Origin of the sequence: Methylibium sp. Pch-M, assembly GCF_004136295.1 — a bacterium.
GTDB classification, from domain to species: Bacteria; Pseudomonadota; Gammaproteobacteria; order Burkholderiales; family Burkholderiaceae_C; genus Methylibium; species Methylibium petroleiphilum.
In genome coordinates this window covers 2,105,736-2,130,220 of the sequence record NZ_CP029606.1, presented here as the reverse complement: position 1 = coordinate 2,130,220, position 24,485 = coordinate 2,105,736, and the positions used below count along the sequence as shown (strand labels likewise).

25 protein-coding genes are annotated in these 24,485 nt (G+C 70.5%); 5 read left to right on the top strand and 20 right to left on the bottom strand.

Annotated features, from left to right (window positions below; genetic code table 11):
• The first annotated feature begins 188 nt into the window (after positions 1-188).
• From C1M51_RS10255 to C1M51_RS10245, 3 genes are all read left to right on the top strand, one after another.
• Positions 189-1,187: an aminoglycoside phosphotransferase family protein gene (locus C1M51_RS10255; RefSeq protein WP_129452157.1), complete on the top strand. Its 999-nt coding sequence runs from the start codon at positions 189-191 to the stop codon at positions 1,185-1,187.
• Positions 1,188-1,200: 13 nt separating this feature from the next.
• The gene (locus tag C1M51_RS10250; RefSeq protein ID WP_129449539.1) at positions 1,201-1,938 is read left to right on the top strand and encodes a 16S rRNA (uracil(1498)-N(3))-methyltransferase; all 738 of its coding nucleotides are present in this window, start codon (positions 1,201-1,203) and stop codon (positions 1,936-1,938) included.
• 104 nt (positions 1,939-2,042) lie between these two features.
• On the top strand, positions 2,043-2,459 hold the full coding sequence (locus C1M51_RS10245) for a YidB family protein (protein WP_129449537.1): 417 nt from the start codon (positions 2,043-2,045) through the stop codon (positions 2,457-2,459).
• An 84-nt stretch (positions 2,460-2,543) separates the two neighbouring features.
• On the opposite strand, the gene C1M51_RS10240 is transcribed toward C1M51_RS10245, so the two are convergent.
• The 15 genes from C1M51_RS10240 to C1M51_RS10170 all read right to left on the bottom strand — a co-directional run bounded on the left by C1M51_RS10240 (position 2,544) and on the right by C1M51_RS10170 (position 15,172).
• Entirely contained in the window at positions 2,544-2,960 is a 417-nt protein-coding gene (locus tag C1M51_RS10240) for a F0F1 ATP synthase subunit epsilon (RefSeq protein WP_011827799.1), read from the bottom strand.
• Between the two features lie 130 nt (positions 2,961-3,090).
• Entirely contained in the window at positions 3,091-4,506 is a 1,416-nt protein-coding gene (atpD, locus tag C1M51_RS10235) for a F0F1 ATP synthase subunit beta (RefSeq protein WP_011827798.1), read from the bottom strand.
• A gap of 59 nt (positions 4,507-4,565) precedes the next feature.
• Positions 4,566-5,441, bottom strand: coding sequence for a F0F1 ATP synthase subunit gamma (gene atpG, locus C1M51_RS10230; RefSeq protein WP_011827797.1), 876 nt, complete (start codon positions 5,439-5,441; stop codon positions 4,566-4,568).
• A 32-nt stretch (positions 5,442-5,473) separates the two neighbouring features.
• Complete coding sequence (atpA, locus tag C1M51_RS10225) at positions 5,474-7,027, bottom strand: F0F1 ATP synthase subunit alpha (RefSeq protein WP_129449536.1); 1,554 nt, start codon at positions 7,025-7,027, stop codon at positions 5,474-5,476.
• Between the two features lie 89 nt (positions 7,028-7,116).
• On the bottom strand, positions 7,117-7,650 hold the full coding sequence (locus C1M51_RS10220) for a F0F1 ATP synthase subunit delta (RefSeq protein WP_011827795.1): 534 nt from the start codon (positions 7,648-7,650) through the stop codon (positions 7,117-7,119).
• 2 nt (positions 7,651-7,652) lie between these two features.
• A complete protein-coding gene (locus C1M51_RS10215; RefSeq protein ID WP_129449534.1) occupies positions 7,653-8,123 on the bottom strand; it encodes a F0F1 ATP synthase subunit B in 471 nt (156 codons plus the stop codon).
• A gap of 38 nt (positions 8,124-8,161) precedes the next feature.
• Positions 8,162-8,410, bottom strand: coding sequence for a F0F1 ATP synthase subunit C (gene atpE / locus C1M51_RS10210; RefSeq protein WP_011827793.1), 249 nt, complete (start codon positions 8,408-8,410; stop codon positions 8,162-8,164).
• 61 nt (positions 8,411-8,471) lie between these two features.
• Complete coding sequence (gene atpB, locus C1M51_RS10205; protein WP_129449532.1) at positions 8,472-9,344, bottom strand: F0F1 ATP synthase subunit A; 873 nt, start codon at positions 9,342-9,344, stop codon at positions 8,472-8,474.
• Between the two features lie 3 nt (positions 9,345-9,347).
• Positions 9,348-9,854: an ATP synthase subunit I gene (locus C1M51_RS10200; protein ID WP_129449530.1), complete on the bottom strand. Its 507-nt coding sequence runs from the start codon at positions 9,852-9,854 to the stop codon at positions 9,348-9,350.
• Positions 9,855-10,024: 170 nt separating this feature from the next.
• Positions 10,025-10,864 carry an HpcH/HpaI aldolase/citrate lyase family protein gene (locus C1M51_RS10195; protein ID WP_129449528.1) on the bottom strand — a complete coding sequence of 280 codons (840 nt, stop codon included), beginning with the start codon at positions 10,862-10,864 and terminating at the stop codon, positions 10,025-10,027.
• A 59-nt stretch (positions 10,865-10,923) separates the two neighbouring features.
• Positions 10,924-11,433 carry a GNAT family N-acetyltransferase gene (locus C1M51_RS10190; protein ID WP_129449526.1) on the bottom strand — a complete coding sequence of 170 codons (510 nt, stop codon included), beginning with the start codon at positions 11,431-11,433 and terminating at the stop codon, positions 10,924-10,926.
• A 40-nt stretch (positions 11,434-11,473) separates the two neighbouring features.
• Positions 11,474-12,316, bottom strand: a complete 843-nt coding sequence (locus tag C1M51_RS10185) for a PhzF family phenazine biosynthesis protein (protein ID WP_129449524.1) — start codon at positions 12,314-12,316, stop codon at positions 11,474-11,476.
• Positions 12,313-13,521 carry a PLP-dependent aminotransferase family protein gene (locus C1M51_RS10180; RefSeq protein ID WP_129449522.1) on the bottom strand — a complete coding sequence of 403 codons (1,209 nt, stop codon included), beginning with the start codon at positions 13,519-13,521 and terminating at the stop codon, positions 12,313-12,315. Before C1M51_RS10180 ends, C1M51_RS10185 begins: the two co-directional genes overlap by 4 nt.
• Entirely contained in the window at positions 13,518-14,234 is a 717-nt protein-coding gene (locus C1M51_RS10175; protein ID WP_129449520.1) for an aspartate/glutamate racemase family protein, read from the bottom strand. The genes C1M51_RS10180 and C1M51_RS10175 overlap by 4 nt, the downstream gene beginning before the upstream one ends.
• Entirely contained in the window at positions 14,231-15,172 is a 942-nt protein-coding gene (locus tag C1M51_RS10170; RefSeq protein WP_129449518.1) for a DMT family transporter, read from the bottom strand. The genes C1M51_RS10175 and C1M51_RS10170 overlap by 4 nt, the downstream gene beginning before the upstream one ends.
• Before the next feature lie 96 nt (positions 15,173-15,268).
• Between C1M51_RS10170 and C1M51_RS10165 the strand changes: the two genes are divergently transcribed.
• Both C1M51_RS10165 and C1M51_RS10160 read left to right on the top strand, forming a co-directional pair.
• Complete coding sequence (locus C1M51_RS10165) at positions 15,269-16,693, top strand: PLP-dependent aminotransferase family protein (RefSeq protein WP_129449516.1); 1,425 nt, start codon at positions 15,269-15,271, stop codon at positions 16,691-16,693.
• 71 nt (positions 16,694-16,764) lie between these two features.
• The gene (locus C1M51_RS10160) at positions 16,765-17,514 is read left to right on the top strand and encodes a hypothetical protein (RefSeq protein ID WP_129449514.1); all 750 of its coding nucleotides are present in this window, start codon (positions 16,765-16,767) and stop codon (positions 17,512-17,514) included.
• Between the two features lie 27 nt (positions 17,515-17,541).
• On the opposite strand, the gene C1M51_RS10155 is transcribed toward C1M51_RS10160, so the two are convergent.
• The 5 genes from C1M51_RS10155 to C1M51_RS10135 form a co-directional block, all read right to left on the bottom strand.
• Positions 17,542-19,422: an ATP-binding cassette domain-containing protein gene (locus C1M51_RS10155; RefSeq protein WP_129449512.1), complete on the bottom strand. Its 1,881-nt coding sequence runs from the start codon at positions 19,420-19,422 to the stop codon at positions 17,542-17,544.
• A 63-nt stretch (positions 19,423-19,485) separates the two neighbouring features.
• Positions 19,486-20,436, bottom strand: coding sequence for a glutathione synthase (gene gshB, locus C1M51_RS10150; RefSeq protein ID WP_129449510.1), 951 nt, complete (start codon positions 20,434-20,436; stop codon positions 19,486-19,488).
• A gap of 21 nt (positions 20,437-20,457) precedes the next feature.
• A complete protein-coding gene (locus C1M51_RS10145) occupies positions 20,458-21,630 on the bottom strand; it encodes a benzoate/H(+) symporter BenE family transporter (protein WP_129449508.1) in 1,173 nt (390 codons plus the stop codon).
• A 77-nt stretch (positions 21,631-21,707) separates the two neighbouring features.
• On the bottom strand, positions 21,708-22,895 hold the full coding sequence (locus C1M51_RS10140) for a lipid-transfer protein (RefSeq protein WP_129449506.1): 1,188 nt from the start codon (positions 22,893-22,895) through the stop codon (positions 21,708-21,710).
• A gap of 37 nt (positions 22,896-22,932) precedes the next feature.
• Entirely contained in the window at positions 22,933-24,477 is a 1,545-nt protein-coding gene (locus C1M51_RS10135; protein WP_129449504.1) for an AMP-binding protein, read from the bottom strand.
• Positions 24,478-24,485 lie beyond the last annotated feature (8 nt).

Genomic DNA, 24,485 nt, shown 5'->3' with positions numbered 1-24,485 from the left:
GCGCGCCGCGGCCGCCCGAGCAGCGCCACGGCGACGCCACCTTGCATGCGGTTTGTAGAATCTGATTATTCCACGCGCCTTCGTTCCGGAGGCTGCCGTACCGCAGGACCGCGGGGCCGCCGCGCCGACACACCGTGACCACACCCGAACCGATCCGCTGGACCGACCCCGCCCGGCAGCACGCCTTCATGGACTGGCTGAACGCGCAGGCGGCGGCCCACGGCCTGGTGGTCGGCAGTCTGCGCGCCGCCAGTGCCGACGCCAGCTTCCGGCGCTACTTCCGCATCGACGGTCGCGACGGCCCGCGCATCGTGATGGACGCGCCCCCGGCCCACGAGGATTGCCGGCCGTTCGTCGGCGTGGCCGCGCTGCTGCGCGGCGGCGGCCTCGCAGCGCCCGAGGTGCTGAACTGGGACGAGCCGCACGGCTTCATGCTGCTCAGCGACCTGGGCGCCACCACCTACCTCGAGGCGATCCAGCGCGCGGACCCCGTGCAGTCCAACGCGCTCTACCTGGCCGCGCTCGACGCACTGGTGCAGTTGCAGCGCATCGATGCGCAGGCCCGGGTCCCGAACTACGACCGCGCGCTGCTGCAGCGCGAGCTCGACCTCTTCCCCACCTGGTACATCGAGCGCCACTGCGGGCAGCGGCTCGACGACAAGGCGCTCGCGCAGCTGCAACGCTGTTTCGCGCTGATCCTCGACGCCTGCACCGTGCAGCCCGCCGTGCTGGTGCACCGCGACTATCACTCGCGCAACCTGATGCTGCCGCGCGAGCCGGGCGGCCCACCGGGCCTGCTGGATTTCCAGGACGCCGTGTGGGGCCCGATCAGCTACGACCTCGCGTCCCTGCTGCGTGACGCCTACGTCGAGTGGGACGAGTCCACCCAGCTCGACTGGGCGGTGCGCTATTGGGAACGCGGTCGCAAGGCAGGCCTGCCGCTGGACGCCGACTTCGGCAATTTCTGGCGTGACTTCGAATGGATGGGGCTGCAGCGTCATCTGAAGGTGCTGGGCATCTTCGCGCGACTCTCGCACCGCGACGGCAAGGACGGCTACCTCAAGGCCCTGCCGCTGGTGTGGCGCTACGCGCACCGCGTGGCCAGCCGCTACAACGGCCTGGGCCCGCTGGCGCATCTGCTGGAGCAGCTCGCCGGGACGCAGCGAGAGAGCGGCTACACATTCTGAGCGAGGGTCGAAGGTGCCACGCTTTCTCGTCGACCTGCCGTTGGCCGATGGCCTGGAGGCGCCCTTGCCCGCCGCTGCCGCACGCCACGTGCAGGTGCTGCGGCTGCAGCCGGGCGACGGCCTCACACTGTTCGACGGCCGCGGCAGCGAATGGGAGGCCCGGGTGCTGCAGATGGGCCGCAGCGAGGTCCGGGTCCGCGTTGGCGCCTCGCAACCGGTGGACCGAGAGCTGCCGCTGCCGATCACGCTGGCGGTCGGCATGCCCGCCAACGAACGCATGGACTGGCTGGTCGAGAAGGCCACCGAGCTGGGCGTGTCGACCTTGCAGCCGCTCGTCTGCGAGCGCTCGGTGCTGCGCCTGAGCGGCGAGCGCGCCGACAGGAAGCTGGCGCACTGGCAGGGCGTGGCGAGCGCCGCGGCCGAGCAGTGCGGCCGCGCCACGCTGCCGCGTCTGCTGCCGGTGCGTGCCTTCGGCGAGTGGCAACGCGCGTTGCGGCCCGATGCGACCGAGGCGCGCTTCGTGCTGAGCCTGGCCGAGGGCTCGCGTCCGTTCGTCGAGGCCCTGCCGCCGGCCCTGCGGGCCGGGCAAGGCCTGCTGTTCCTGAGCGGGCCCGAAGGCGGCCTCTGCGACACCGAGGATGCGCAGGCGCGCGCGGCCGGCCTGCAGCCGATCACGCTCGGCCCGCGGGTGCTGCGTGCGGAAACCGCGGCGCTCACCGTGCTGGCCGCCGTGGCGGCGCTGTTCGGCTGAGGGGCGCGCCCGCGCGGGCACCGTACGCTGCCGAGGGGCTCTGCGCCGCCGCTCGCCTGCGGGCCTCACAATCGGCGCGGGGACGGTCCCCGCGGGAGCACGTGATGGGTTTGCTGGACTCGGTGATCGGAGCCCTGGGCGGCTCCCAGGCGAACGGGCAAGGCGACGCACTGCAGGCGGTGATCGCGATGCTGGCGCGCGGCGGGCAGGGCGGCGGCGGGCTCGACGGCCTGGTGCAGCAGTTCCAGCAGGGCGGCCTGGGCGACCTGATCGCCTCCTGGGTCGGCACCGGCCAGAACCTGCCGGTGTCGGCCAGCCAACTGCAGGATGTGCTGGGCAGCGACATGCTGTCGCAGTTCGCCCAGCAGCTGGGCCTGCCTCCGGGCGAGGCGGCTGGTCAGCTGTCGCAATTGCTGCCGCAGGTGGTGGACAAGCTCACGCCCAATGGCCAGCTGTCGGACATCGGCAGTTCCGGGCTGGGCGACCTGGGCAGCGTGCTGGAGCGGTTCAGCCGGCCCTGAAGAAGCGACAAGGCCCGCACACGGCGGGCCTGGTGTCGTGAGCGGGCCGGCGGCGACACAGCCCGTCGCCCCGCCCTCCTCGCCTTACTTCTTGCGGAACTTGCGCAGCGCGGCGATCTGCGCGGCCATGGCTGCGAACTCGCCCTGGGCCTTGGCGAAGTCGATGTCGCTCTTCGCGTTCTTCATCGCCTCTTCGGCGGCCTTCTTGGCCTCCTCGGCCTTGGCCTCGTCGAGGTCGTGACCGCGGATCGCGGTATCGGCCAGCACCGTGACACGGTCCGGCTGCACCTCGAGAATGCCGCCGGCCACGAACACGAACTCTTCCTCGCCGTTGTCGGCACGCTCCACCCGCACCGCACCCGGCTTGATGCGCGTGATCAGCGGGGTGTGGCGCGGATAGATGCCGAGCTCGCCCATTTCGCCGGGCAGCGCGACGAACTTCGCTTCGCCCGAGAAGATCGAGGCCTCGGCGGAAACCACGTCGACATGAATCGTTGCCATGCTCGGTATTCCTTAGCGTGTTGAAGAAGGTTCAGAAAGCAAGCAGTCGGGTCGGGAGCAAGGCGCCGCGCGGAACCGGGCTTCCTGCCCGGTGAGCACGGCAACGCCGCGCCCGGCCCGAATGCGCTGCTTACTGGATCTTCTTCGCCTTTTCGAAGGCTTCGTCGATGGTGCCCACCATGTAGAAGGCCTGCTCCGGCAGCGAGTCGCACTCGCCGGCCACGATCATCTTGAAGCCGCGGATGGTTTCCTTCAGCGGCACGTACTTGCCCGGCGAGCCGGTGAAGACTTCGGCCACGTGGAAGGGCTGCGACAGGAAGCGCTGGATCTTGCGGGCGCGCGCCACGGCCAGCTTGTCTTCCGGCGCCAGTTCGTCCATGCCGAGAATGGCGATGATGTCGCGCAGTTCCTTGTAGCGCTGCAGCACCTGCTGCACGGCACGCGTGGTGTTGTAGTGCTCTTCGCCGACCACGTTCGGGTCGATCTGGCGCGAGGTCGAGTCCAGCGGATCCACCGCGGGGTAGATGCCCAGCGAGGCGATGTCGCGCGACAGCACCACGGTGGCGTCCAGGTGGGCGAAGGTGGTCGCGGGCGAGGGGTCGGTCAGGTCATCCGCCGGCACGTACACAGCCTGGATCGAGGTGATCGAGCCGACCTTCGTGGACGTGATGCGTTCCTGCAGGCGGCCCATCTCCTCGGCCAGCGTCGGCTGGTAGCCCACCGCCGACGGCATCCGGCCCAGCAGCGCGGACACTTCGGTCCCGGCCAGCGTGTAGCGGTAGATGTTGTCGACGAAGAACAGCACGTCGCGGCCTTCGTCGCGGAAGGACTCGGCGATCGTCAGGCCGGTCAGCGCCACGCGCAGACGGTTGCCCGGGGGCTCGTTCATCTGGCCGTAGACCATCGCGACCTTCGACTGCGTCAGGTCCTCCTGGACCACGACCTTCGAGTCCGACATCTCGTGATAGAAGTCGTTGCCCTCGCGGGTGCGCTCGCCGACGCCGGCGAACACCGACAGCCCCGAGTGGGCCTTGGCGATGTTGTTGATCAGCTCCATCATGTTCACGGTCTTGCCGACGCCGGCGCCGCCGAACAGGCCGACCTTGCCGCCCTTGGCGAACGGGCAGATCAGGTCGATCACCTTGATGCCCGTCTCGAGCAGCTCCTGCGACGGGCTCAGCTCGTCGTAGGCGGGCGCCTTGCGGTGGATCGGCATGCTCAGCTCGGCGCTGACCGGACCGCGCTCGTCGATCGGGCTGCCCAGCACGTCCATGATGCGGCCCAGCGTGGCCTTGCCGACCGGCACGGTGATCGCCGCGCCGGTGTTGCTGACCATCAGGCCGCGGCGCAGGCCGTCGGACGAGCCCAGCGCGATGGTACGGACCACGCCGTCGCCGAGCTGCTGCTGCACCTCGAGCGTCAGGGCCGAGCCTTCCATCTTCAGCGCGTCATAGACACGCGGCATCTGGTCCCGCGGGAACTCCACGTCCACGACAGCGCCGATGCACTGGACGATCTTGCCGACGGCTGCTTGAGTGTTCGCCATTTTTCAGTTCCTTCAATCAATAGTCTTTGCGTTGCGTCTGCGGGTGCGTCGGGCCGTCATCAGCCCACCGCGGCCGCGCCGCTCACAATCTCTGAAAGCTCTTTGGTGATCGCCGCCTGGCGGGTCTTGTTGTAGACCAGCTTGAGCTCGCCGATCAGCGTGCCCGCGTTGTCGGTCGCGGCCTTCATCGCGACCATGCGCGCCGACTGTTCCGACGCCATGTTCTCGGCCACCGCCTGGTAGATCAGCGCCTCCACGAAGCGCAGCAGCAGGTCGTCGATGACGGTCTTGGCGTCGGGCTCGTAGAGGTAGTCCCAGCCGTGCTCGCCGGCGTCGGCCTTCAGCTTGTCGGAGGCCAGCGGCAGCAGTTGCTCGACCACCGGCTCCTGCTTCATCGTGTTGATGAAGCGGGTGTAGCAGAGGTAGACGGCATTGAGCTTGCCCTCGGCGTAGGCGTCGAGCAGCACCTTGACCGGCCCGATCAGCCGCTCCAGGTGCGGTGCGTCGCCCAGCTGGGTGGCGTGCGACACCACCTTGGCGCCGATGCGGTTCAGGAAGCCCAGGCCCTTGTTGCCGATCGCCACCGCCTCGGCCTTGCTGCCCTGCGACTCCAGCTCGCGCAGCTTGCCGGTGACGGCACGCAGCACGTTGGTGTTCAGGCCGCCGCACAGCCCCTTGTCGGTGGTGACGACGACGAAGCCCGCGGTCTTGGCGGCCGTCGCGCTCACCGCCATGAAGGGGTGGGTGTACTCGGGGTTGGCCTGCGCGAGGTTGGCCGTGATGTTGCGGATCTTGTCCGCGTAGGGCCGGGCCGCACGCATGCGCTCCTGCGCCTTGCGCATCTTCGAAGCCGCGACCATTTCCATGGCCTTGGTGATCTTCTTGGTGTTCTCGACGCTCTTGATCTTGCCGCGTATTTCCTTGCCGGCTGCCATCGCGCGCTCCTTGTCGTGAGAGGGTCAGGCGCTTACGCGAAGGACTTCTTGAAGGCACCGATGGCGGCGGCAAGCTCGGCTTCGCTGTCCTTGTCCAGCGCCTTGCTGTCCTCGAGCTTCTTCAGCAGCGCAGCGTGGCTGGTCTTCAGGAACTGGTGCAGGCCCGATTCGAAGGCGAGCACCTTCTTGACATCGACGTCGTCGAGGAAACCCTTGTTCACCGAGTACAGCGTCGCGGCCATCAGACTGATCGGCTGCGGCTGGTACTGCTGCTGCTTGAGCAGCTCGGTCACGCGCGCGCCGCGGTCGAGCTGCTTGCGGGTGGCATCGTCCAGGTCGGAGGCGAACTGCGCGAAGGCCGCCAGTTCACGGTACTGCGCGAGGTCGGTCCGGATGCCGCCCGACAGGCCCTTAACCAGCTTGGTCTGGGCGGCGCCCCCCACGCGCGACACCGAGATACCGGCGTTGATCGCGGGACGGATGCCGGCGTTGAACAGGTTGGTCTCGAGGAAGATCTGGCCGTCGGTGATCGAGATCACGTTGGTCGGCACGAAGGCCGAAACGTCACCGGCCTGGGTCTCGATGATCGGCAGCGCGGTCAGCGAACCGGTCTTGCCCTTGACGGCGCCCTTGGTGAACTTCTCGACGTAGTCGGCGTTCACGCGCGCGGCGCGCTCGAGCAGACGGCTGTGGAGATAGAACACGTCGCCGGGATAGGCTTCGCGGCCCGGCGGGCGGCGCAGCAGCAGCGAGACCTGACGGTAGGCGACCGCCTGCTTGGACAGGTCGTCATAGATGATCAGCGCGTCTTCGCCGCGGTCGCGGAAGTACTCGCCCATCGTGCAGCCCGAGTAGGCCGACACGTACTGCATCGCCGCCGATTCCGAGGCCGAGGCCGCCACGACGATCGTGTAGCTCATCGCACCAGCCGCTTCGAGCGAGCGCACCACGTTCTTGATCGACGAGGCCTTCTGCCCGATCGCGACGTAGACGCAGGTCATGTTCTGACCCTTCTGGTTGATGATCGCGTCGATCGCCACCGCGGTCTTGCCGGTCTGGCGGTCACCGATGATCAGCTCGCGCTGGCCACGGCCCACCGGCACCATGGAGTCGATCGACTTCAGGCCGGTCTGCACCGGCTGGTCCACCGACTTCCGTGCGATCACGCCCGGCGCGACCTTCTCGATCACGTCGGTCATCTTGGCATTGATCGGGCCCTTGCCGTCGATCGGTTGACCCAGCGCATTGACCACGCGGCCGATCAGCTCCGGGCCGACCGGCACTTCCAGGATGCGGCCGGTGCACTTGACCGTGTCGCCTTCGGAGATGTGCTCGTACTCGCCCAGGATCACGGCGCCGACCGAGTCACGCTCGAGGTTCAGCGCGAGACCGAAGGTGGCCTGTCCGTCCTTGGTGGCGGGGAACTCCAGCATTTCGCCGGCCATCACCTCCGACAGGCCGTGCACGCGCACGATGCCGTCGGTCACCGACACCACGGTGCCCTGGTTGCGGATGTCCGACGAGGCGCCGAGCCCCTCGATGCGGCTCTTGATCAGTTCGGAAATTTCAGCGGGATTCAGTTGCATGGCTAGCTCCCAGTCTCTTCAGGCGCCCTGCGGCGTCGACGACCGAACCCGACGACTCGCGCCTCCGGGCGGATTGATTCAAATACGGCTCAGGCGGTCAGCGCGACCTTCATGTGCTCGAGACGGGCCTTGACCGAGGTGTCGAGCACCTCGTCGCCGACCACCACCCGGACACCACCGATCAGCTCTGGCTCGAGCTGCACCGTGGCGGACAGCCTGCGTCCGAAGCGCTTCTCCAGCGTCGCCACCAGGTCGGCCAGTGCGGCCGGCTCGATGGGAAAGGCGCTGTAGACGATGGCGTCGGAAACGCCCGAACTCGCGTTGACCAGCGCGTGGAACTGCGCGGCGACCTCGGGCAGCGCCGACAGGCGCCCGTTCTCGATCATGGCGCGCAGCAGGTTCTGCACGCCCGGCACCAGCGTCTGCTTGGTGACGCCGGCCACGAGATCGAAGACCTGCTGGGCCGCCACCTTCGGGCTGTCGGCGAACTGCCGCAGCACCGGGTCGGCAGCGACCGCGCCGAGCGCGGCCACCTGCTCGGCCCAGCCGGCCGCCTCGCCCTTCGGCGCGGCGCGGAACAGGGCCTCGGCGTAGGGGCGCGCGATGGTTGCGAGTTCAGCCATCGTCAGAGCTCCGTCTTCAGACGCGACAGCAACTCGGCGTGGACACCGGCGTTGACTTCGCGCTTGAGGATCTGCTCGGCGCCCTTGACGGCCAGCGCGGCGACCTGCTCGCGCAGGGTCTCGCGCGCCTGTACCAGCTGCTGCTCGGCTTCCGACTTGGCGGCGGCGACGATCTTGCTGCCTTCCTCGGTGGCGCGCTTCTTGGCGTCCTCGACGATCGCGAGGGCGCGCTTCTCGGCATCGGCCAGGCGGCGCGCATTCTCGTCACGTACCGAGGCAAGCTGTTCCTCGACCCGCTTGTTGGCCGAGGCCAGCTCGGTCTTGGCACGGTCGGCCGCGGCCAGGCCGTCGGCGATCTTGCTCGCGCGCTCGTCCAGCGCCTTCGTGATGGGCGGCCACACGAATTTCATCGTGAACCACGCCAGGATGAAGAACACCACCAGCTGCGCGAAGAGCGTTGCGTTCAGACTCACGGCAACACCTTTCTAGTGCGGTTGGAGGGACGGCCGGATTACTTCAGCACGAAGGGGTTGGCGAACGCGAACATCATCGCGATACCGACGCCGATCAGGAAGGCCGCGTCGATCAGGCCGGCGAGCAGGAACATCTTGGTCTGCAGTTCGTTCATCAGCTCGGGCTGACGGGCGGCAGATTCCAGGTACTTGCTGCCCATGATGCCGATGCCGATGCAGGCGCCGATGGCACCCAGACCGATGATCAGGCCGGCGGCGAGGGCAACAAAACCGAGAACGTGTTCCATGGTGACTCCTTCAGAGGGGTGGTTGTAGTGAGAGAAAGAAGAACGAATCGAGCGCGAGCGGTCAGTGGGCGTCGTGCGCCTGACCGACATAGACCAGGGTCAGCATCATGAAGATGAAGGCCTGCAGGGCGACGATCAGGATGTGGAAGATCGCCCAGGCGGTGCCGGCCAGGATGTGGCCGATCCACATCGCGATGCCGGTGCCGGAGGCGAAGCCGACGCCCCCCATCAGCGCGATCAGCATGAACAGCAGTTCGCCGGCATACATGTTGCCGAACAGCCGCATGCCATGCGACACCGTCTTCGCGAGGAACTCGATGATCTGCATCGCGAAATTGAACGGATACAGGAACCACTTGTCGCCGAACGGCGCTGCGAAGAGCTCGTGCACCCAGCCGCCGAGCCCCTTGATCTTGATGTTGTAGTAGATGCAGACCAGCAGCACACCGCATGACAGGCCGAGCGTGGTCGACAGGTCGGCGGTCGGCACGACGCGCATGTAGGCGTGGTGCGGGTCGTGGCCGGCCGCGCCGTAGATCGCTTCCCAGATGCGCGGGATCAGGTCCACGGGCAGAAAGTCCATCGAGTTCATCAGGAAGATCCAGATGAACACGGTCAGCGCCAGCGGGCCGACGAACTTGCGCGAGGTGGCGTTGTGGATGATGGACTTGGCCTGGTTGTCCACCATCTCGAGCAGCAGCTCGACAGCGGCCTGAGTGCGACCCGGCACGCCGGCGGTCACGCCCTTGGCGACACGCCACATGAAGAACAGGCCGACGACGCCGAGCAGGATCGACCAGAACAGCGAGTCGACGTTGAACACCGAGAAGTCCACGATGCTGGTCTGCTCGTGGCTCTGCAGGTGCTTCAGGTGGTGCCCGATGTATTCACCGGCAGTGGGTCCGTGTCCCGCAAGATTTCCTTCGGCCGCCATGAGTCAGTCTCGTCCCGCTTCGTTCTTCACCCGGCCCTGCCAGAGCAGCGCCAACCAGTTGACCTTCATGCACACGAGCATGGCGACCAGCAGCGCTGGCCAGCTCAAACCCGGCACGACCTTCGTGGCAGCCGCCAGCATGGCCACTGCCAAACCCACCTTCACCGCCTCCCAGAGCATGAAGCTGAACGCCGCGGCGCCCACTCCTGCCCCCGCGAGGCGGGTGATGCCGCGCGCCAACAGCGCGCCCGGCACCACCACGGCCGCGGCGCCGTAAAGCGCCGACCAGGCCAACTCGCTGCGCTGCGTGGCCAGCCCGATCAGGGCCGCCACCACCAAGCCGACCGCGGCCTGGGCCGCGATCACCCGCCAGGGTGAAACCGGAGGGTGCTTGGCCCTCAGAGCCTGGGCTTCTTCGGGGCTCAGGGTCTTGAAGGGCGCGTCTTCGTCCTCAGCTGTCCCCGGTCCGGGCCAGGCGTTGCGCACATCGGTGGAAGCGCGCTCGCTCATATTCGGACAGGTCAGATTCGGCAAAACCCCGGGAGTGTACGTGATAACCCGGAGCTTTCAACCCTCGCCGAATCCGCCGATTCGCGTGCGCGATAGCCTCTCGACGGACGCCCGCTGCCGTGTTAAGGGGCCAGCCGCCCGGCCTGCTTCGGCCGCAGCCCTCCCTCGGGTCAGTAGGCGTGCGTCCCGACGTGGAGCGAGTGCACCGCCGCGGCATCCGGCGTGCGCAGCGCGTGCAGCGAGGCCTGCGCCGCATGCACCAGCAATCCGAGGTCGGACCCCAGGCCGACGAAATCGAACCCGGCTGCGCGGACCTGGGTGGCCATTTCCGGCGTGCCGGCCAAGGTGCCGATCGGAATGCCCGCCGCACGCGCGCGCTCCGCAGCCTGCGCTACCAGCTTCTGCACCGCCGGGTGCCGTGCATTGCCGCCATGCCCCATGGCCGCCGAAAGATCGGCCGGCCCGATGAACAGCGCATCGACGCCCTCGACCGCGGCGATCTCCTCCAGTGCGTCGAGCGCCTGCGGCGTCTCGAGCTGCAGGATCAGCGCCACGCCCGCGTCGGCCGCCTGCGTGTCGAGGCGCAGCGTGCCGTAGCGCGTGGCGCGGCTCATGCCGGCCACGCCCCGCAGGCCGAGCGGCGGATAGCGCGTGGCCGCCACGGCGCGCCGGGCCTCGGCGGCGCTCTGGACGAACGGCACCATCAAGGTGCTGGCGCCCGCATCGAGCAGGCGCTTGAACAGCACCGCGTCGTTCGCGGGCAGGCGCACGATCGGCACCAGCTTGGTCGTGGCCAGGGCCTGCAGCATCTGCACCACGCCCGGCAGCTCGAGCGGCGAGTGCTCCATGTCGAGCACCGCCCAGTCGAAGCCGGCATGGCCGATGGCCTCGGCCACCAGCGGGCTGGCCGACATGACCCAGGTGCCGAGCGGCACGCGCTGATGGCTGGCGCGCGGGTGCGCGTCGACACCACGGGCCGGGTTCTGCAACAGCTGCTTGAAGGCGTTCATCGCGGTCTCCCCGGCGGCACGACGGCGCCGCCTCGACACTCCAACCACCGACCCGGGACTCAGTACAGCGAGCCGGACCCTTCGAGCCCGACCCGCAGGTAGTGTGCGCCGGGAATCGGGTTGTAGTAGTAGGGTGGTACCTCCTCGAAGCCGAGCGAGGCGTACAGTTCTCGCGCGGCCTCCATGTCGTCGAGCGTGTCGAGCAGCATCGCCGAATACCCGCGGCTGCGTGCGCGATCGATCAGTGCCTGGGCGAGCAGCCGCCCCAGCCCGAAACGGCGGAAGGCGCGACGCACGTAGAGACGCTTCATCTCGCAGGCGTTCGCCTCGTCGGACTCGGGGAGCGGCCGCAACGCGCCGCAGCCGGCCAGTTCACCGTCGCAGTAGGCCAGCAGCAGCACGCCGGCGGGCTCGGCGTAGTCGCCCGGCAGCGCCGCCAGCTCGGCATCGAAATTCTGGAAGCACAGGTCGATGCCGAGCGCCTCGGCGTACTCGCGGAAGATCTGCCGGGTGGCTTCCAGCAGCTCCGGCGTGGCCGGTGAGAGCAGTTCAATGCCGGGACTGGTCATCGCCCGGCGAATTTACACCGCGCCGCCTGCGTCGTGCGGCTCACAGCCGCAAGCTGCCGACGATGCAGGTCACCGAGTCGCCGCCGACCCAGAGGTCCGCACCGACCTGATCCACGTGCACCCGCCCCGCGCGCTCGAGCCGGCTCCCTTGGCTCGCGACGTAGCGCGCCGGCGCCAGACCGGCGCCGATCAGCCACTGCGCCAGGCCGGCGTTCAGGCTGCCGGTGACGGGGTCCTCGGGCACGCCGAGCGAGGGCACGAAGGCGCGCACCTCGAAGGCGGTGTCGTGCCCCGGCGCCTGGGCTCCGATCACGCCGAGGTTGAGCGGCAGCATCGCCGCGTAGTCGGGTTCGAGCGCCAGCACGGCCGCGGCGCTGGGCAACAGCGCGGCCACCCAGCCCGGCCCGTTGTCGACCCATTGCGTCGCCAGCAGCTCGCTGGCGTCGACGCGCAGGGCGCGGGCGATCTGCGCCCGCGTGGCGTCGTCGACCGCACCGCTGCGGCGCAGCGGTGGCGCGGCGAACGCCAGCCGCGCGCCATCCTGCCGGATGCGCACGAGGCCGACGCCGCATTCCTGCACCACCTCATCGGTCCGCGGCCGGCCGCCGGCCTCGAGCCAGGCGTGGCAACTGCCGAGCGTGGGATGGCCGGCGAACGGCAGTTCCTCGGCCGGGGTGAAGATGCGCAGGCGGTAGTCGGCGGCCGGATCGGTGGGCGGCAACAGGAAGGTGGTCTCACTGAGCTGGGTCCAGCGCGCGAAGGCCTGCATCTGCGCGTCGTCCAGGCCCTCGGCGTCGAATACGACCGCGACGGCGTTGCCGCGCAACGGCTCGGCGGTGAACACGTCGACCTGCGCGAAGCGGCGTGCGGGGTTCGTGCTCATGCGGCCCTCCTCAGCGAGAGCGCCGACCCGACCTGCTCGGCCAGTGCCTCGTGCACCACGCGCCCGAGCGTGGCGATCGCGGTGTGCAGCTGCGTTGGCGTCAGCGTGACGAAGCTCAGCCGCAGCGTGCGCGCATCGGCTTGGCCGGCATGGAAGGGCGCACCCGGCACGTAGGCCACGCCGGCGGCGATAGCGCGCGGCAGCAGTGCCGTCGCGTCCAGCCCGGGCGGCAGCCGCAGCCAGAAGAACATGCCGCCGCGCGGCGGTTGCCATTCGGTGCCGGCAGGCAGGTGCTCGCGCAGCGCCGCGGCCATCGCGTCGCGCTGCGCGGTGTGGCGCGCGCGCACGGTCGGCACGTGGCGATCGAGCAGGCCGTCGCGCACGACCTCGTGGACGATGCGCTGGTTGAAGCCCGGCGTGTGCAGGTCGGCCGCCTGCTTGACCTGCAGCAGCTTCGGGTACAGCGCTGGCGGGGCCACCACATAGCCCAGCCGCAGGCCGGGCGCGAGGATCTTCGAGAACGAGCCGAGGTAGATCGTGCCCTGCGGCCAGCGCGCGGCCAGCGGCGCCGGCGGCGGGGCGTCGAACCACAGCTCGCCATAGGGGTTGTCCTCGACCAGCGGCAGCGCAGCCGCCTGCGCCGCGGCCACCAGGGCCTCGCGGCGGGCCTCGGAGATCACCCGCCCGGTCGGGTTCTGGAAGTTCGGCAACAGGTAGGCGAAGCGCGCGCCCGCGGCGCCGGCCAGGGCCTCGGGCTTCGGGCCCTCGTCGTCGGAAGCGAGCGCGGCGAACGCCGGCTCGCAGGGCGCGAAGGCCTGCAGCGCGCCCAGGTAGGTGGGCGTCTCCACCGCGACCGCGCTGCCGGCATCGATCAGCAGCTTGCCGACCAGGTCCAGCCCCTGCTGCGAGCCGGTGGTGACCAGCACCTGCCCGGGCTCGACCACGATGCCGTCGTTGCCCAGCCGGGCCGCGACCCACTCGCGCAGCGGCCCGTAGCCTTCGCTCGCGGCGTACTGCAGCGCCTCCCGCGGGGTGTCGCGCAGCACCCGGGCCGTCGCCTCGCGCAGCGCCTCGACCGGGAAGCCGTCCGGCGACGGCAGGCCGCCGGCCAGCGACAGCACGCCGGGCCGTTCGGCCAGTTTCAGGATCTCGCGGATCGCGGAAGGATTCATGCGCTCGGTGCGCCGCGCCAGGGTCCAGGTCATCGGGGGTCTCCTCCAGGGGTGTCGTCGAGCATCCAGTCCAGCGCCTGCTGCACGTGCAGCCGCGTGCTGTCGAAGCCGGGCAGCGGCAGCGCGGCGGGATCGAGCAGCAGGCCCAGCTCGGTGCAACCGAGCACGACGCCCTGCGCGCCGTCGGCGGCCAGCCGGTCGACCATCGACAGGGTCGCTTGCCGCGAGGCGTTGCGCACGATGCCGCGGCACAGCTCGTCGAAGATCAGCTGCTGCAGCGTGGCCCGGTCGGCCTCGCCCGGCACCTGCATCTCGATGCCGTGGCGCTGCCGCAGGTGGTCGCGCAGGAAGTCCTGCTCCATCGTGAAGCGCGTGCCCAGCAGCCCGATGCGCGTCAGGCCCGCCGCCCGCAGCGCCGCACCGATCGCGTCGCCGATGTGCAGCAGGGGCAGACCGCAGGCCTGCTGCACCGTCGGCGCCACGCGGTGCATCGTGTTGCTGGCGATCAGCAGCCCCTCGGCCCCGGCATCGCGCAATCCGCAGGCGCCCACCGCCAGCTGCTCGGCCGCAGCGTCCCAGCGGCCCTCGCGCTGCATCGCCGCGATCGGCTCGAAGTCGAGGCTGTGCAGCCGCAGCGATGCACTGTGCAGGCCCCCGAGGCGCTGCGCGACGCCGCGGTTGAGATCGCGGTAATAGATCAGCGTGGATTCCCAGCTCATGCCGCCGAGCACGCCGAGCGTCCTCATGCCGCCCCCCGCACCGGCATGCGCTTGCCGATGAACACCGTGGCGATCACCGCGAGCGCGAAGGCCAGGGTCAGCGCGTCGAGCCGCTCGCCCAGCAGCGGCACCGCGGCCAGCATCGACACGAAGGGCTGCAGCAGCTGCACCTGGCTCACGCGCACGGTGCCGCCGAGCGCGAGGCCGCGGTACCAGGCGAAGAAGCCCAGCCACATCGAGAACAGCGCCACATAACCGAAGCCCAGCCAGGCGCCGCCGCGCACTGCACTGAAATCCACGCTGGCGGCAGCCCACAGCGTCAGCGGCAGCGTGAGCGGCAGCGCGCCGACAAGCACCCAGCAGATCACCTGCTCGGGCCGCATCGCGGTCGACAGCCGCGCGCCGTAGACATAGCCGACGGAGCCGCTCGCCACCGCGATCAGCAGCAGGCCGTCGGCCAGGCTCAGGCGCCCGCCGCCCTGCAGCGCGGCGTAGCCGAGCACCAGGCCGCAACCGGCCAGCGCGCAGACCCAGAACCCGCGCGAGGGCCGCTGCCGCAGCGCCAGCACCGCGACCACCGCGGTGCCGAGCGGCAGCACGCCCGTGATGACGGCAGCATGGATCGCCGCCACCTCGCGCAACGCCAGCGCCAGGAACAGCGGGAAGCCGATCACGACGCCGCTGGCGGTGACCGCGAACTCGCGCAGCTGATGCCGCTGCGGCCGCGGTGCGCGCGCGGCCCACAACCACAGCGCCGACAGCAGCCCGGCCACCGCAGCCCGCCCGGCGGTGACGAACAGCGGCGTAAGCTGCGGGTCGCCGACATCGCCGACCGCAAGCCGCGTCATCGGCGTCGTGATCGCGAAGATCACCACGCCCAGCAGTCCGAGCCACAGGCCGCGCACTTCGTCGCGGTGGCGGGCGGTGGAACCAGCGGCATTCACGGGCAGGGCTTGTGTCGGCATGCGAAAGCACTGTACGCTCCGAACCAATACACCAACAGTACAGAATCTCGCGTCAACCGCCAATCTGTACTGGCGCTACCGACGACACACGCCGCCATGCTGACCCGTGACGCCACCACCACGCTGACCGAGCAACTCGCCGAGCGCTACGCCGAGCGCATCCGCAGCCGCCTGCTGGCGCCCGGCGCCCGCCTGCCGTCGGTGCGCGACTGCGCGCAGCGGCATGGCGTGAGCCCGCACACCGTGGTGGCCGCCTACGATCAGCTGCTTGCCCAGGGACTGATCGAGGCCCGTCGTCAGCGCGGCTTCTTCGTGCGCAATGCTGTCGCGCCGGCACGCAGCACGCGGGCCGCGGCCCCGGCGGAGAGCCGTCCGGTCGCGCCGGTCGACGCGACCGCCCTGATCCGCAGCATGTTCCACCACCCCGGCGCCCGGCCCTCGCCCGGCCTGGGCACGCTGCCGCCCGAGTGGCTGGATCTCGCCCTGCTCGGCGGCGCGCTGCGTCGCGTGAGCCAGGGCGACGGGCTGGCGGGCCACGCGCTGCACTACGGCGATCCGGCAGGCGACGGCCGGCTGCGCGCGGCGCTGTCGCTGCGCCTGGCCGACCTCGGCATCGCCGCCGAGCCCGCGCAGATCGTCACGACGCTGGGCGCGACACAGGCGCTCGACATCGTCTCGCGCACCCTGCTCGCGCCGGGCGACGCGGTGCTGGTCGACGAGCCGGGCTGGGCCGTGGAGTTCGCCCGCCTGGCCCAGCTCGGCATGCGCGTATTGCCGGTACCGCGCGGCGCCGACGGCCCCGATCTGGCGGTGATGCGGCGCCTGATCGAGGCGCACCGGCCACGGCTCTACGTCACCGTCTCGGTCCTGCACAACCCGACCGGCTCCACGCTGTCGCTGGCCGGCGCCCACCAGCTGCTGACGCTGGCGCAGGCGCACGACTTCCACATCGTCGAGGACGACACCTACGCCTGGCTGGCCCCGGCGCACGCGCCACGCGTCGGCGCGCTCGACGGCCTGCAGCGCAGCATCTACATCTCGGGGTTCTCGAAGATCCTCGCGCCAAGCTGGCGGGTCGGCTACATCGCCGCGCCGCCGGCCCTGGTGCAGCGGCTGGTCGATGTGAAGCTGCTGACGTCGCTGACGACGCCGGTGCTGACCGAGCAGGCCGTCGCGGTCTGCCTGGAGCAAGGCGCGCTGCGCCGCCATGCCGAGCGTGTGGTGGTCCGGCTCGACACCGCACGCGCGCGCAGCATCGACCTGGCGCAACGCCACGGCTGCACGCCGGCCGCTCCGCCGCAGGGCCTGTTCGCCTGGCTCGACACCGGTGTCGACACCGACCGGCTGGCCCTGGCCCTGCTCGACGACGGCTGGCTGATCGCGCCCGGCTCGCTGTTCCACGCCACGCGGCGGCCGAGCGGGCTGATGCGCATCAACGTCGCGACCTCTCAGGACCCCGCGTTCTGGCGCGCGCTGGACCGCCGCCGCACCGAACTGCAGCGCCGCGGCGCGCGCGCCTGAGCGCGCGCACGGCACTTGCAAGCCTTGCGACGGCCCGCTCGGCGTACAGACACTTACAATTGCCGCCACGCATGGACGAGCCCACCATCCCCTTCGGCGAACCGGAACTCTGGCGGGTCAGCACGTTCCAGCGGGCCATGGGCGGCGGCGGTGGCGGCAGCACCTCCAGCGAAGGCGGCTCGCGCTACGCCGCGCTGAGCCCCTCGCTGATGGCCGACCTGCAGCGTTTCGAGAGCCATGACAACGGCGCCGAGGTGCTGGAGGTGCTGGCTGCCTGCCTGCGCCACGCCCAGGACATGGCGCTGCACCTCGACCGCGACGGCCATGTGCTGCCGCTGACGGTGTTCCCCCGCGAGCACCTGTTCCACACGCCCCTGCCGCTTGAGGCCCTGTATGCGACGCGCTTCGACACGGTGCAGTTGCTGCAGGTCGAGCAGGCGCTGCTGCACGCGCCGAACCGTGGCCGCGACGACATGGCCGCGCCGGCCGAGATGTGCCATCCGCTGGGCCCGCTGCTGTGGCACATGGCGCTGCACGGCCCGCGCCACGAGCTGCTGCCCGAGCTGGCCGGGCCGGCCGTCTACCGGGTCGCGCCGGATCTCGCCACGCCGACCGTCCTGAGCGGCGCGCTGGCCGCCGCGGTCGGCCGGCTGCGGCAGGAACCGATCTCGTTGCGCGCGCTGGCCGCCTGGCCGGGCTTCGACCGCGAACGCGCCTCGCGGCTGCTCAACGGCCTGTACCTGCAGGCCGGGCTGATCGTCAGCCGCACCCACCCGAGCGCCAGCGGCGACTCCTGGTTCAGCAATCTCGGCAAGTGGTAGCCGCCGGCAGGCGGCGCCCCTGAGGGCTCAGCGGCTGCCCAGCACTTCCCAGCGTTCCAGCGCCGCCATCAGCTCGTCCTCGATACGGGCATAGCGCGCCTGCACCTCGGCCACGCGCTGCGGCGCCTCGGCGTAGAGGGCCGTGCCGCCGAGCTGTTCGCCCAGCGTGCGCTGCTCCGCTTCGAGCGCTTCGATGCGCGCCGGCAGCGCGTCGAGTTCGCGCTGCTCCTTGAAGCTGAGCTTGGCGCGCTTCACCGGCGCGGCGGCGACCGGCGCGGGGGCCGCCACGACGGATGGCGCCGCACCGGCGCGCCTGGCCGCGGTCGCCTGCAGCGCACGCGCGCGCTCGGCCTGCAGCAACCAGTCCTCGACGCTGCCCTCGTACTCGCGCCAGCGCCCCTCGCCTTCATGGACGATGGTGCTGGTGACCACGTTGTCGAGGAAGCGCCGGTCGTGGCTGACGAGGAACACCGTGCCGGGGTAGGTCTGCAGCAGCTCTTCCAGCAGTTCCAGCGTGTCGATGTCGAGGTCGTTGGTCGGCTCGTCGAGCACCAGCACGTTGGCCGGCTTGGCGAACAGCCGCGCCAGCAGCAGGCGGTTGCGCTCGCCGCCGCTCAGGCTGCGCACCGGCGAGTTGGCGCGCGCCGGCGCGAACAGGAAGTCGCCCAGGTAGCTCATCACGTGCTTGCGCTGGCCGGCGATCTCGACCCACTCGCTGCCGGGACTGATGGTGTCGGCCAGCGTCGCATCGAGGTTCAGCACCTCGCGCATCTGGTCGAAGTAGGCCACCTGCAGGTTGCTGCCGGTGCGCACCGTGCCGCTGTCGGGCGCCAGCGTGCCGAGGATGAGCTTGAGCAGCGTGGTCTTGCCAGCACCGTTGGCGCCGATCAGGCCGACCTTGTCGCCGCGCAGCAGCGTGGCGCTGAAGTCGCGCACGATGGTCTTGTCGCCATAGGCCTTGCTCACGCCCTCGAGCTCCGCAACGATCTTGCCGCTGCGCGAGCCGGCATCGACCTCGAGCGAGACGCGGCCCACCGAGTCGCGCCGCGCCGCGCGCTGCGCACGCAGCACCTCCAGCCGCTTGATGCGGGCGACGCTGCGGGTGCGCCGCGCCTCGACGCCCTGGCGCACCCACACCTCCTCCTGCGCGAGCAGCTTCTCCTGGCGCGCGTTGTAGAGCGCCTCGTCGGCCAGCTCGCGCTGCTTGGTGGCCTCGTAGGCCGCGAAATTGCCGGGGTAGCTGCGCAGCACGCCGCGGTCGAGCTCGACGATGCGGGTCGACACCGCATCGAGGAAGGCGCGGTCGTGGGTGATCAGCAGCACGCTGCCGCGGAAGGCCTTCAGCAGTTCCTCCAGCCAGCGGATCGCGTCGAGGTCCAGATGGTTGGTCGGCTCGTCGAGCAGCAGCACGTCGGGCGCGGCGACCAGTGCCTGCGCCAGCGCCACGCGCTTCTTCGTGCCGCCCGACAGCGGGCCGACCCGCGCGTCGGGCGCGAGCTGCAGCCGCTCCAGCGTCTCGGTGACGCGCTGCTCCCAGGTCCAGCCGTCCATCGCCTCGATGCGGGTCTGGATCGCGTCGAGGTCGTCGTGCGCATCGTGCGCCTCGTAGCGCTCGCGCAGCGCCTTCACCTCGGCAAGGCCGACGCTCACCGCGTCGAACACGCTGGACTCGGGGTCCAGCACCGGCTCCTGCGCCACCAGCGCGAGCCGCAGGCCCTGCTGCAGCTGCAGCGTGCCGTCGTCGGGTCTCTCGAGCCCGGCGATGATCTTCAGCAGCGAGGACTTGCCGGTGCCGTTGCGGCCGATCAGGCCGACGCGCTCTCCGGCTTCGAGCGAGAAACCGGTGTGGTCGAGCAGGGCGACGTGGCCATAGGCCAGGTGGGCATTGGAGAGGGTCAGCAGGGCCATGAATGAAAGGCGGCGCCCGACCGCAATGTCGGGCGCCGCGGGGCGAATGGTACGCGCAGGCGATCAGGCGCCGAGCGCGGCCTCGAGCGCGTCGACGAAGCGCCGGGCCACGTCGAAGCCGGTCTGCTGCGTGATCTCCTGGAAGCCGGTCGGGCTGGTGACGTTGATCTCGGTCAGGCAGTCGCCGATCACGTCCAGCCCCACTAGCAGCAGACCGCGCGCGGCCAGCACCGGGCCGAGCGTCTCGGCGATCTCGCGATCGCGCGCGCTGAGCGGCAGCGCCACCCCCTTGCCGCCGGCGGCCAGGTTGCCGCGCACCTCGCTGCCCTGCGGGATGCGCGCCAGGCTGAACGGCACCGGCTCGCCGCCGATCAGCAGGATGCGCTTGTCGCCCTGCGCGATCTCGGGCAGGAAGCGCTGCACCATCACGGTCTGCGCGCCGAACTTGTTCAGCGTCTCGGTGATGCTGCCGAGGTTCAGTCCGTCCTCGCGAACCCGGAAGATGCCCATGCCGCCCATGCCGTCGAGCGGCTTCAGGATGATGTCGCGGTGCTCGGCGTGGAAGGCACGGATGTCGGCGGCGTCGCGCGTGACCAGCGTCGGACCGATCAGGTCCGGGAACTCCAGGATCGCCAGCTTCTCCGGGTGGTCGCGCAGCGCGCGCGGCGCGTTGAACACGCGCGCGCCCTCGCGCTCGGCCTGCTCCAGCAGGTGGGTGGCGTAGAAGTACTCGCTGTCGAACGGCGGGTCCTTGCGCATCAGCACCGCGTCGACCTCCTTCAGCGGACGCTGCTGCGCCGCGCCGTCCGTGCGGTACCAGTCCTTCGCATCGCCGGTGAGCGTGAACGCCTGCATGCGCGCACTCACCACGCCGCCGCGCGCCCACATCACGTGCCGGGGCTCGCAGGCCAGCAGCGTGTGGCCGCGCGCCGCCGCCTCGCGCATCATCGAGAACGTGGTGTCCTTGTAGGTCTTGAAGTGGTCCAGCGGGTCGGCGATGAAGAGCAGTTGCATCGAAAGCGTCCTTCGGAAGACTCAGGTCTTGCGCCACTGTTGCACAACGAGCGCGATCGTGCCGGCGACCACGCCCCAGAAGGCCGCGCCGATGCCCGCGATCGTGACGCCCGACAGCGTGACCAGGAAAGTGATCAGCGCCGCCTCGCGGTGCCCCTCGTCGCGCAAGGCCACCGCCAGCGCGTTGGCGATCGTGCCGAGCAGCGCGAAGCCGGCGATCGCGACCACCAGCTCGTGCGGAAAGGCCGTCAGCACGCCGGTGACCGCCGCACCGAACACGCCGATCACGCAGTACAGCAGGCCGCAGACGGCGGCGGCCACGTAACGTCGCGCCGGCTCCTCGTGCGCCTCGCGGCCCATGCAGATGGCCGCGGTGATGGCCGCCAGGTTCATCGCGAAGGCGCCGAACGGCGCCAGCAGCAAGGTCGCCGCGCCGGTGATCGCGATCAGCCGCGACACCGGCATCGCATAGCCGGCGGCGCGGATCGCGGCGACGCCCGGCAGGTTCTGCGAAGCCATGGTGACGATGAACAGCGGCAACGCCAGGCTCACGGTCGCCGCGAGGCTGAAGCGCGGCGCGGTGAAGACCGGCTGCGCGAGCGACCACGAAACGGCCTCGGTGTGCAGCCGGCCCTGGAAAGCGACGAAACCGGTCGCCACCACCAGCACGCCCACGATCGCGTAGCGCGGCCAGCAACGCCGGCCGATCAGGTAGAACGCCAGCATCAGCAGCACCAGCGGCAGCGCGGTGCGCGCCGCGGCGAAGGCCTCGATGCCGAAGCGCGCCAGCACGCCGGCCAGCAGCGCCGACGCCAGCGCGACCGGGATGCGGCTCATGACCCGCTCGAACCAGCCGGTGACGCCGGCCAGCGTGATGAGGGCGGCGCAGACGAGGAAGGCCCCCACCGCGTCCGCCATCGTGTAGCCCGCGCCGGCCGTCGCGAGCAGCGCCGCGCCCGGCGTCGACCAGGCCGTGATCGCCGGCTGGCGCCACCGCAGCGACGGCAGCAGCGTCGTCAGGCCCATGCCGAGCCCCAGCGCCCACATCCACGAGCTGGTTTCCGCCGGCGTCGCGCCGAAGGCCTGCGCGGCCTGGAACACGATCGCGACCGAGCTCGTGAAGCCGACCAGCGTGGCCACGAAGCCGGCGGTGGCGGCGGAGAGCGAGAAGTCGGTGACGAAGCGGCGCAGCATGACCGGAGTATCCCGGCGCGCGGCCGCGCCGGGTGCGACGCCGCCTCGTCAGCGCTGGCGCCGCGCCGGCCGCGGACTCAGGCGCTCGCCTCGTACAAGGTCACGACGCAGGCGCCGCCCAGACCCAGGTTGTGCTGCAGCGCGACGCGCGCGCCGTCGACCTGGCGCTGCTCGGCCGTACCGCGCAGCTGGTGGGTCAGCTCGTAGCACTGCGCCAGGCCGGTGGCACCGAGCGGGTGGCCCTTGGAGAGCAGACCCCCGGAGGGATTCGTGACGACCCGGCCGCCGTAGGTGTTGTCGCCCGCGTCGATGAAGGCGGCCGCGCCACCCTCGGGGCACAGACCGAGCGCCTCGTAGGTGATCAGCTCGTTGTGCGCGAAGCAGTCGTGCAGTTCCACCACGTCCAGGTCCTCGGGGCCGATGCCGGCCTGCTCGTAGACGTGCTGCGCGGCGGCGCGGCTCATGCCGGCCCCCACCACCTTCATCATGTCGCGGCTGTCGAAGGTGTCGGGCCGGTCGGTGGTCATGGCCTGGGCGCGGATCGTCACGTCGGTGCGCAGGCCGTGCTGCCTGGCGTAGGCCTCGGAGACGAGCACCGCTGCCGCCGCGCCGCAGGTGGGCGGGCAGGCCATCAGACGCGTCATCACGCCGGGCCAGAGCATGGGCGCGCTCATCACGTCCTCGGTGCTGAGCTCCTTGCGCAACAGCGCCAGCGGGTTGCGCGCAGCGTGGCGGCTGGCCTTGGCGCGGATCTTGGCAAAGGCCTCCAGTGGCGTGCCGTACTTCTGCATGTGGCCGAGGCCGGCGCCACCGAAGTAGCGCAGCGCGAGCGGCAGCTCGGGCATGCCGACGAGCGCCTCGGCCTCGCGGTCGAAGTCCTCGAAGGGGCTGGGCCGGTCGTCGAACACCGTGCCCAGCGCGCCGGGCTTCATCTGCTCGAAGCCGAGCGCCAGCACGCAGTCGGCGGCCCCGCTCTCCACCGCCTGGCGAGCCAGGAACAGCGCCGTCGAGCCGGTCGAACAGTTGTTGTTGACGTTGATCACCGGGATGCCGGTCATGCCCAGCTCGTAGACCGCCTTCTGGCCGCTCGTGGAGTCGCCGTAGACATAGCCCACGTAGGCCTGCTGCAGCGCGTCGTAGCCGAGGCCGGCGTCGGCCAGCGCCTGGCGGCCGGCCTGCGCCGCCATCCGGTGGTAGGGCTCGCTGGCGCCGGGCTTGGCGAAGGCGATCATGCCCACGCCGGCGATGCAGACTCTGTTGGCCATGGCGGCTCTCCGGTGGATGCGGTGGCGGGACGGCGGCTCAGCTCGATTCTGCAGGCTTCAGCAACGAGGCACGGATGTCCTTCTTCAAGACCTTGCCGACCTTGGAACGCGGCAGGTCGGGCCAGATCTCGACCTGCTTGGGCGACTTGACGCTGCCGATGCGGGCCTTGACGAAGGCCTGGATGTCCTCGGGCTGCACGCTGCGGCCGGCGTGCAGCTGCAGCACCGCCACCACGCGCTCACCCCACTTGTCGTCGGGCAGGCCGATCACCGCGCTGTCCTGCACGTCAGGGTGTTGCATCAACGCCTGCTCGACCTCGACCGAGTAGACGTTGAAGCCGCCGGTGATGATCATGTCCTTGGCGCGGTCGACGATGTAGAGAAAACCGTCGGCATCGAGCCGGCCGATGTCGCCGGTGTGATGCCATCCGTAGCGGCCGGCCTCGGCGCTGGCCTTCGGATCCTTGTAGTAGCCGGCCATCACCAGCGAGCCGCGCACCACGATCTCGCCGGTCTCGCCGGTGGGCAGCAGGCGGCCCTCGCCGTCCATCGTGGCCACCTGCACCAGCGGGCCGGGCCGGCCGGCCGACGACAGGCGCGCGCGCGCCACCGAGCCGTCGGCCTGGAAGTGCTCGCGCGGCGACATCATCGAGATCATCATCGGCGCCTCGGTCTGGCCGAACAGCTGCGCCATCACCGGGCCGATCTTCGTCAACGCCTCCTCGAGCCGCGCCGCCGAGATCGGCGCCGCGCCGTACCAGAAGCACTGCAGCGAATCGAGCCGCGTCGTGGCCAGCCGCTCGTGCTGCAGCAGCATGTAGATCAGCGTCGGCGGCAGGAAGGTGTGGGTGACGCGGTGGCGCTCGATCAGCGCGAGGAACTCGCCGAGGTCGGGCTTGGGCATGATGACCACGCGGCCGCCGAGCGCCATCACCGGCAAGCACAGCACGCCGGCGGCGTGGGTCAGCGGCGCCAGCGCGAGGTAGGACGGACGGCCGTCGAACGGATAGCCCATCAGCGTCAGCGCCGACATGGTCTCGAGGTTGCGGCCCGTCAGCATCACGCCCTTCGGGCTGCCGGTGGTGCCGCCGGTGCCGGCGATCATCGCCAGGTCGTCGGGTGGCTCGACGTGCAGCGGCGCGTCGCCCAGACCGTCCAGCCAGTCGTCGTACCCGGCCGCGAACGGCGTCGGCTGGTCGAGGCAGACCAGCAGCCGCAGCTTGGGCAGGCCGGCGCGCATCTGCTCGACCATCGGCCCGTAATGGCTGTGGAAGATCACGCAGGCGCAGTCGAAGGCGTCGAGCACGTAGCGGTTCTCGCTCGCCTCGTTGCGCGGGTTGATCGGGCACCACACGGCGCCGGCGCGCGAGATGCCGAACACGCAGGCGAAGGCCAGCGCATGGTTGCTCGACAGCACCGCGACCTTGTCGCCCGGTGCGATGCCCGAGCGCTGCAGGCCGCGGGCGACGCGGTGACTGATGCGCTGCACGTCGCCGTAGCTCAGGTCGGCGTCGCCCATGGTCAGGCAGGGCGCGTCGACGCCGAGCTGGGCGCCCTTGTCGAGGTAGTCGACCAGTCGCATCGCGCGGC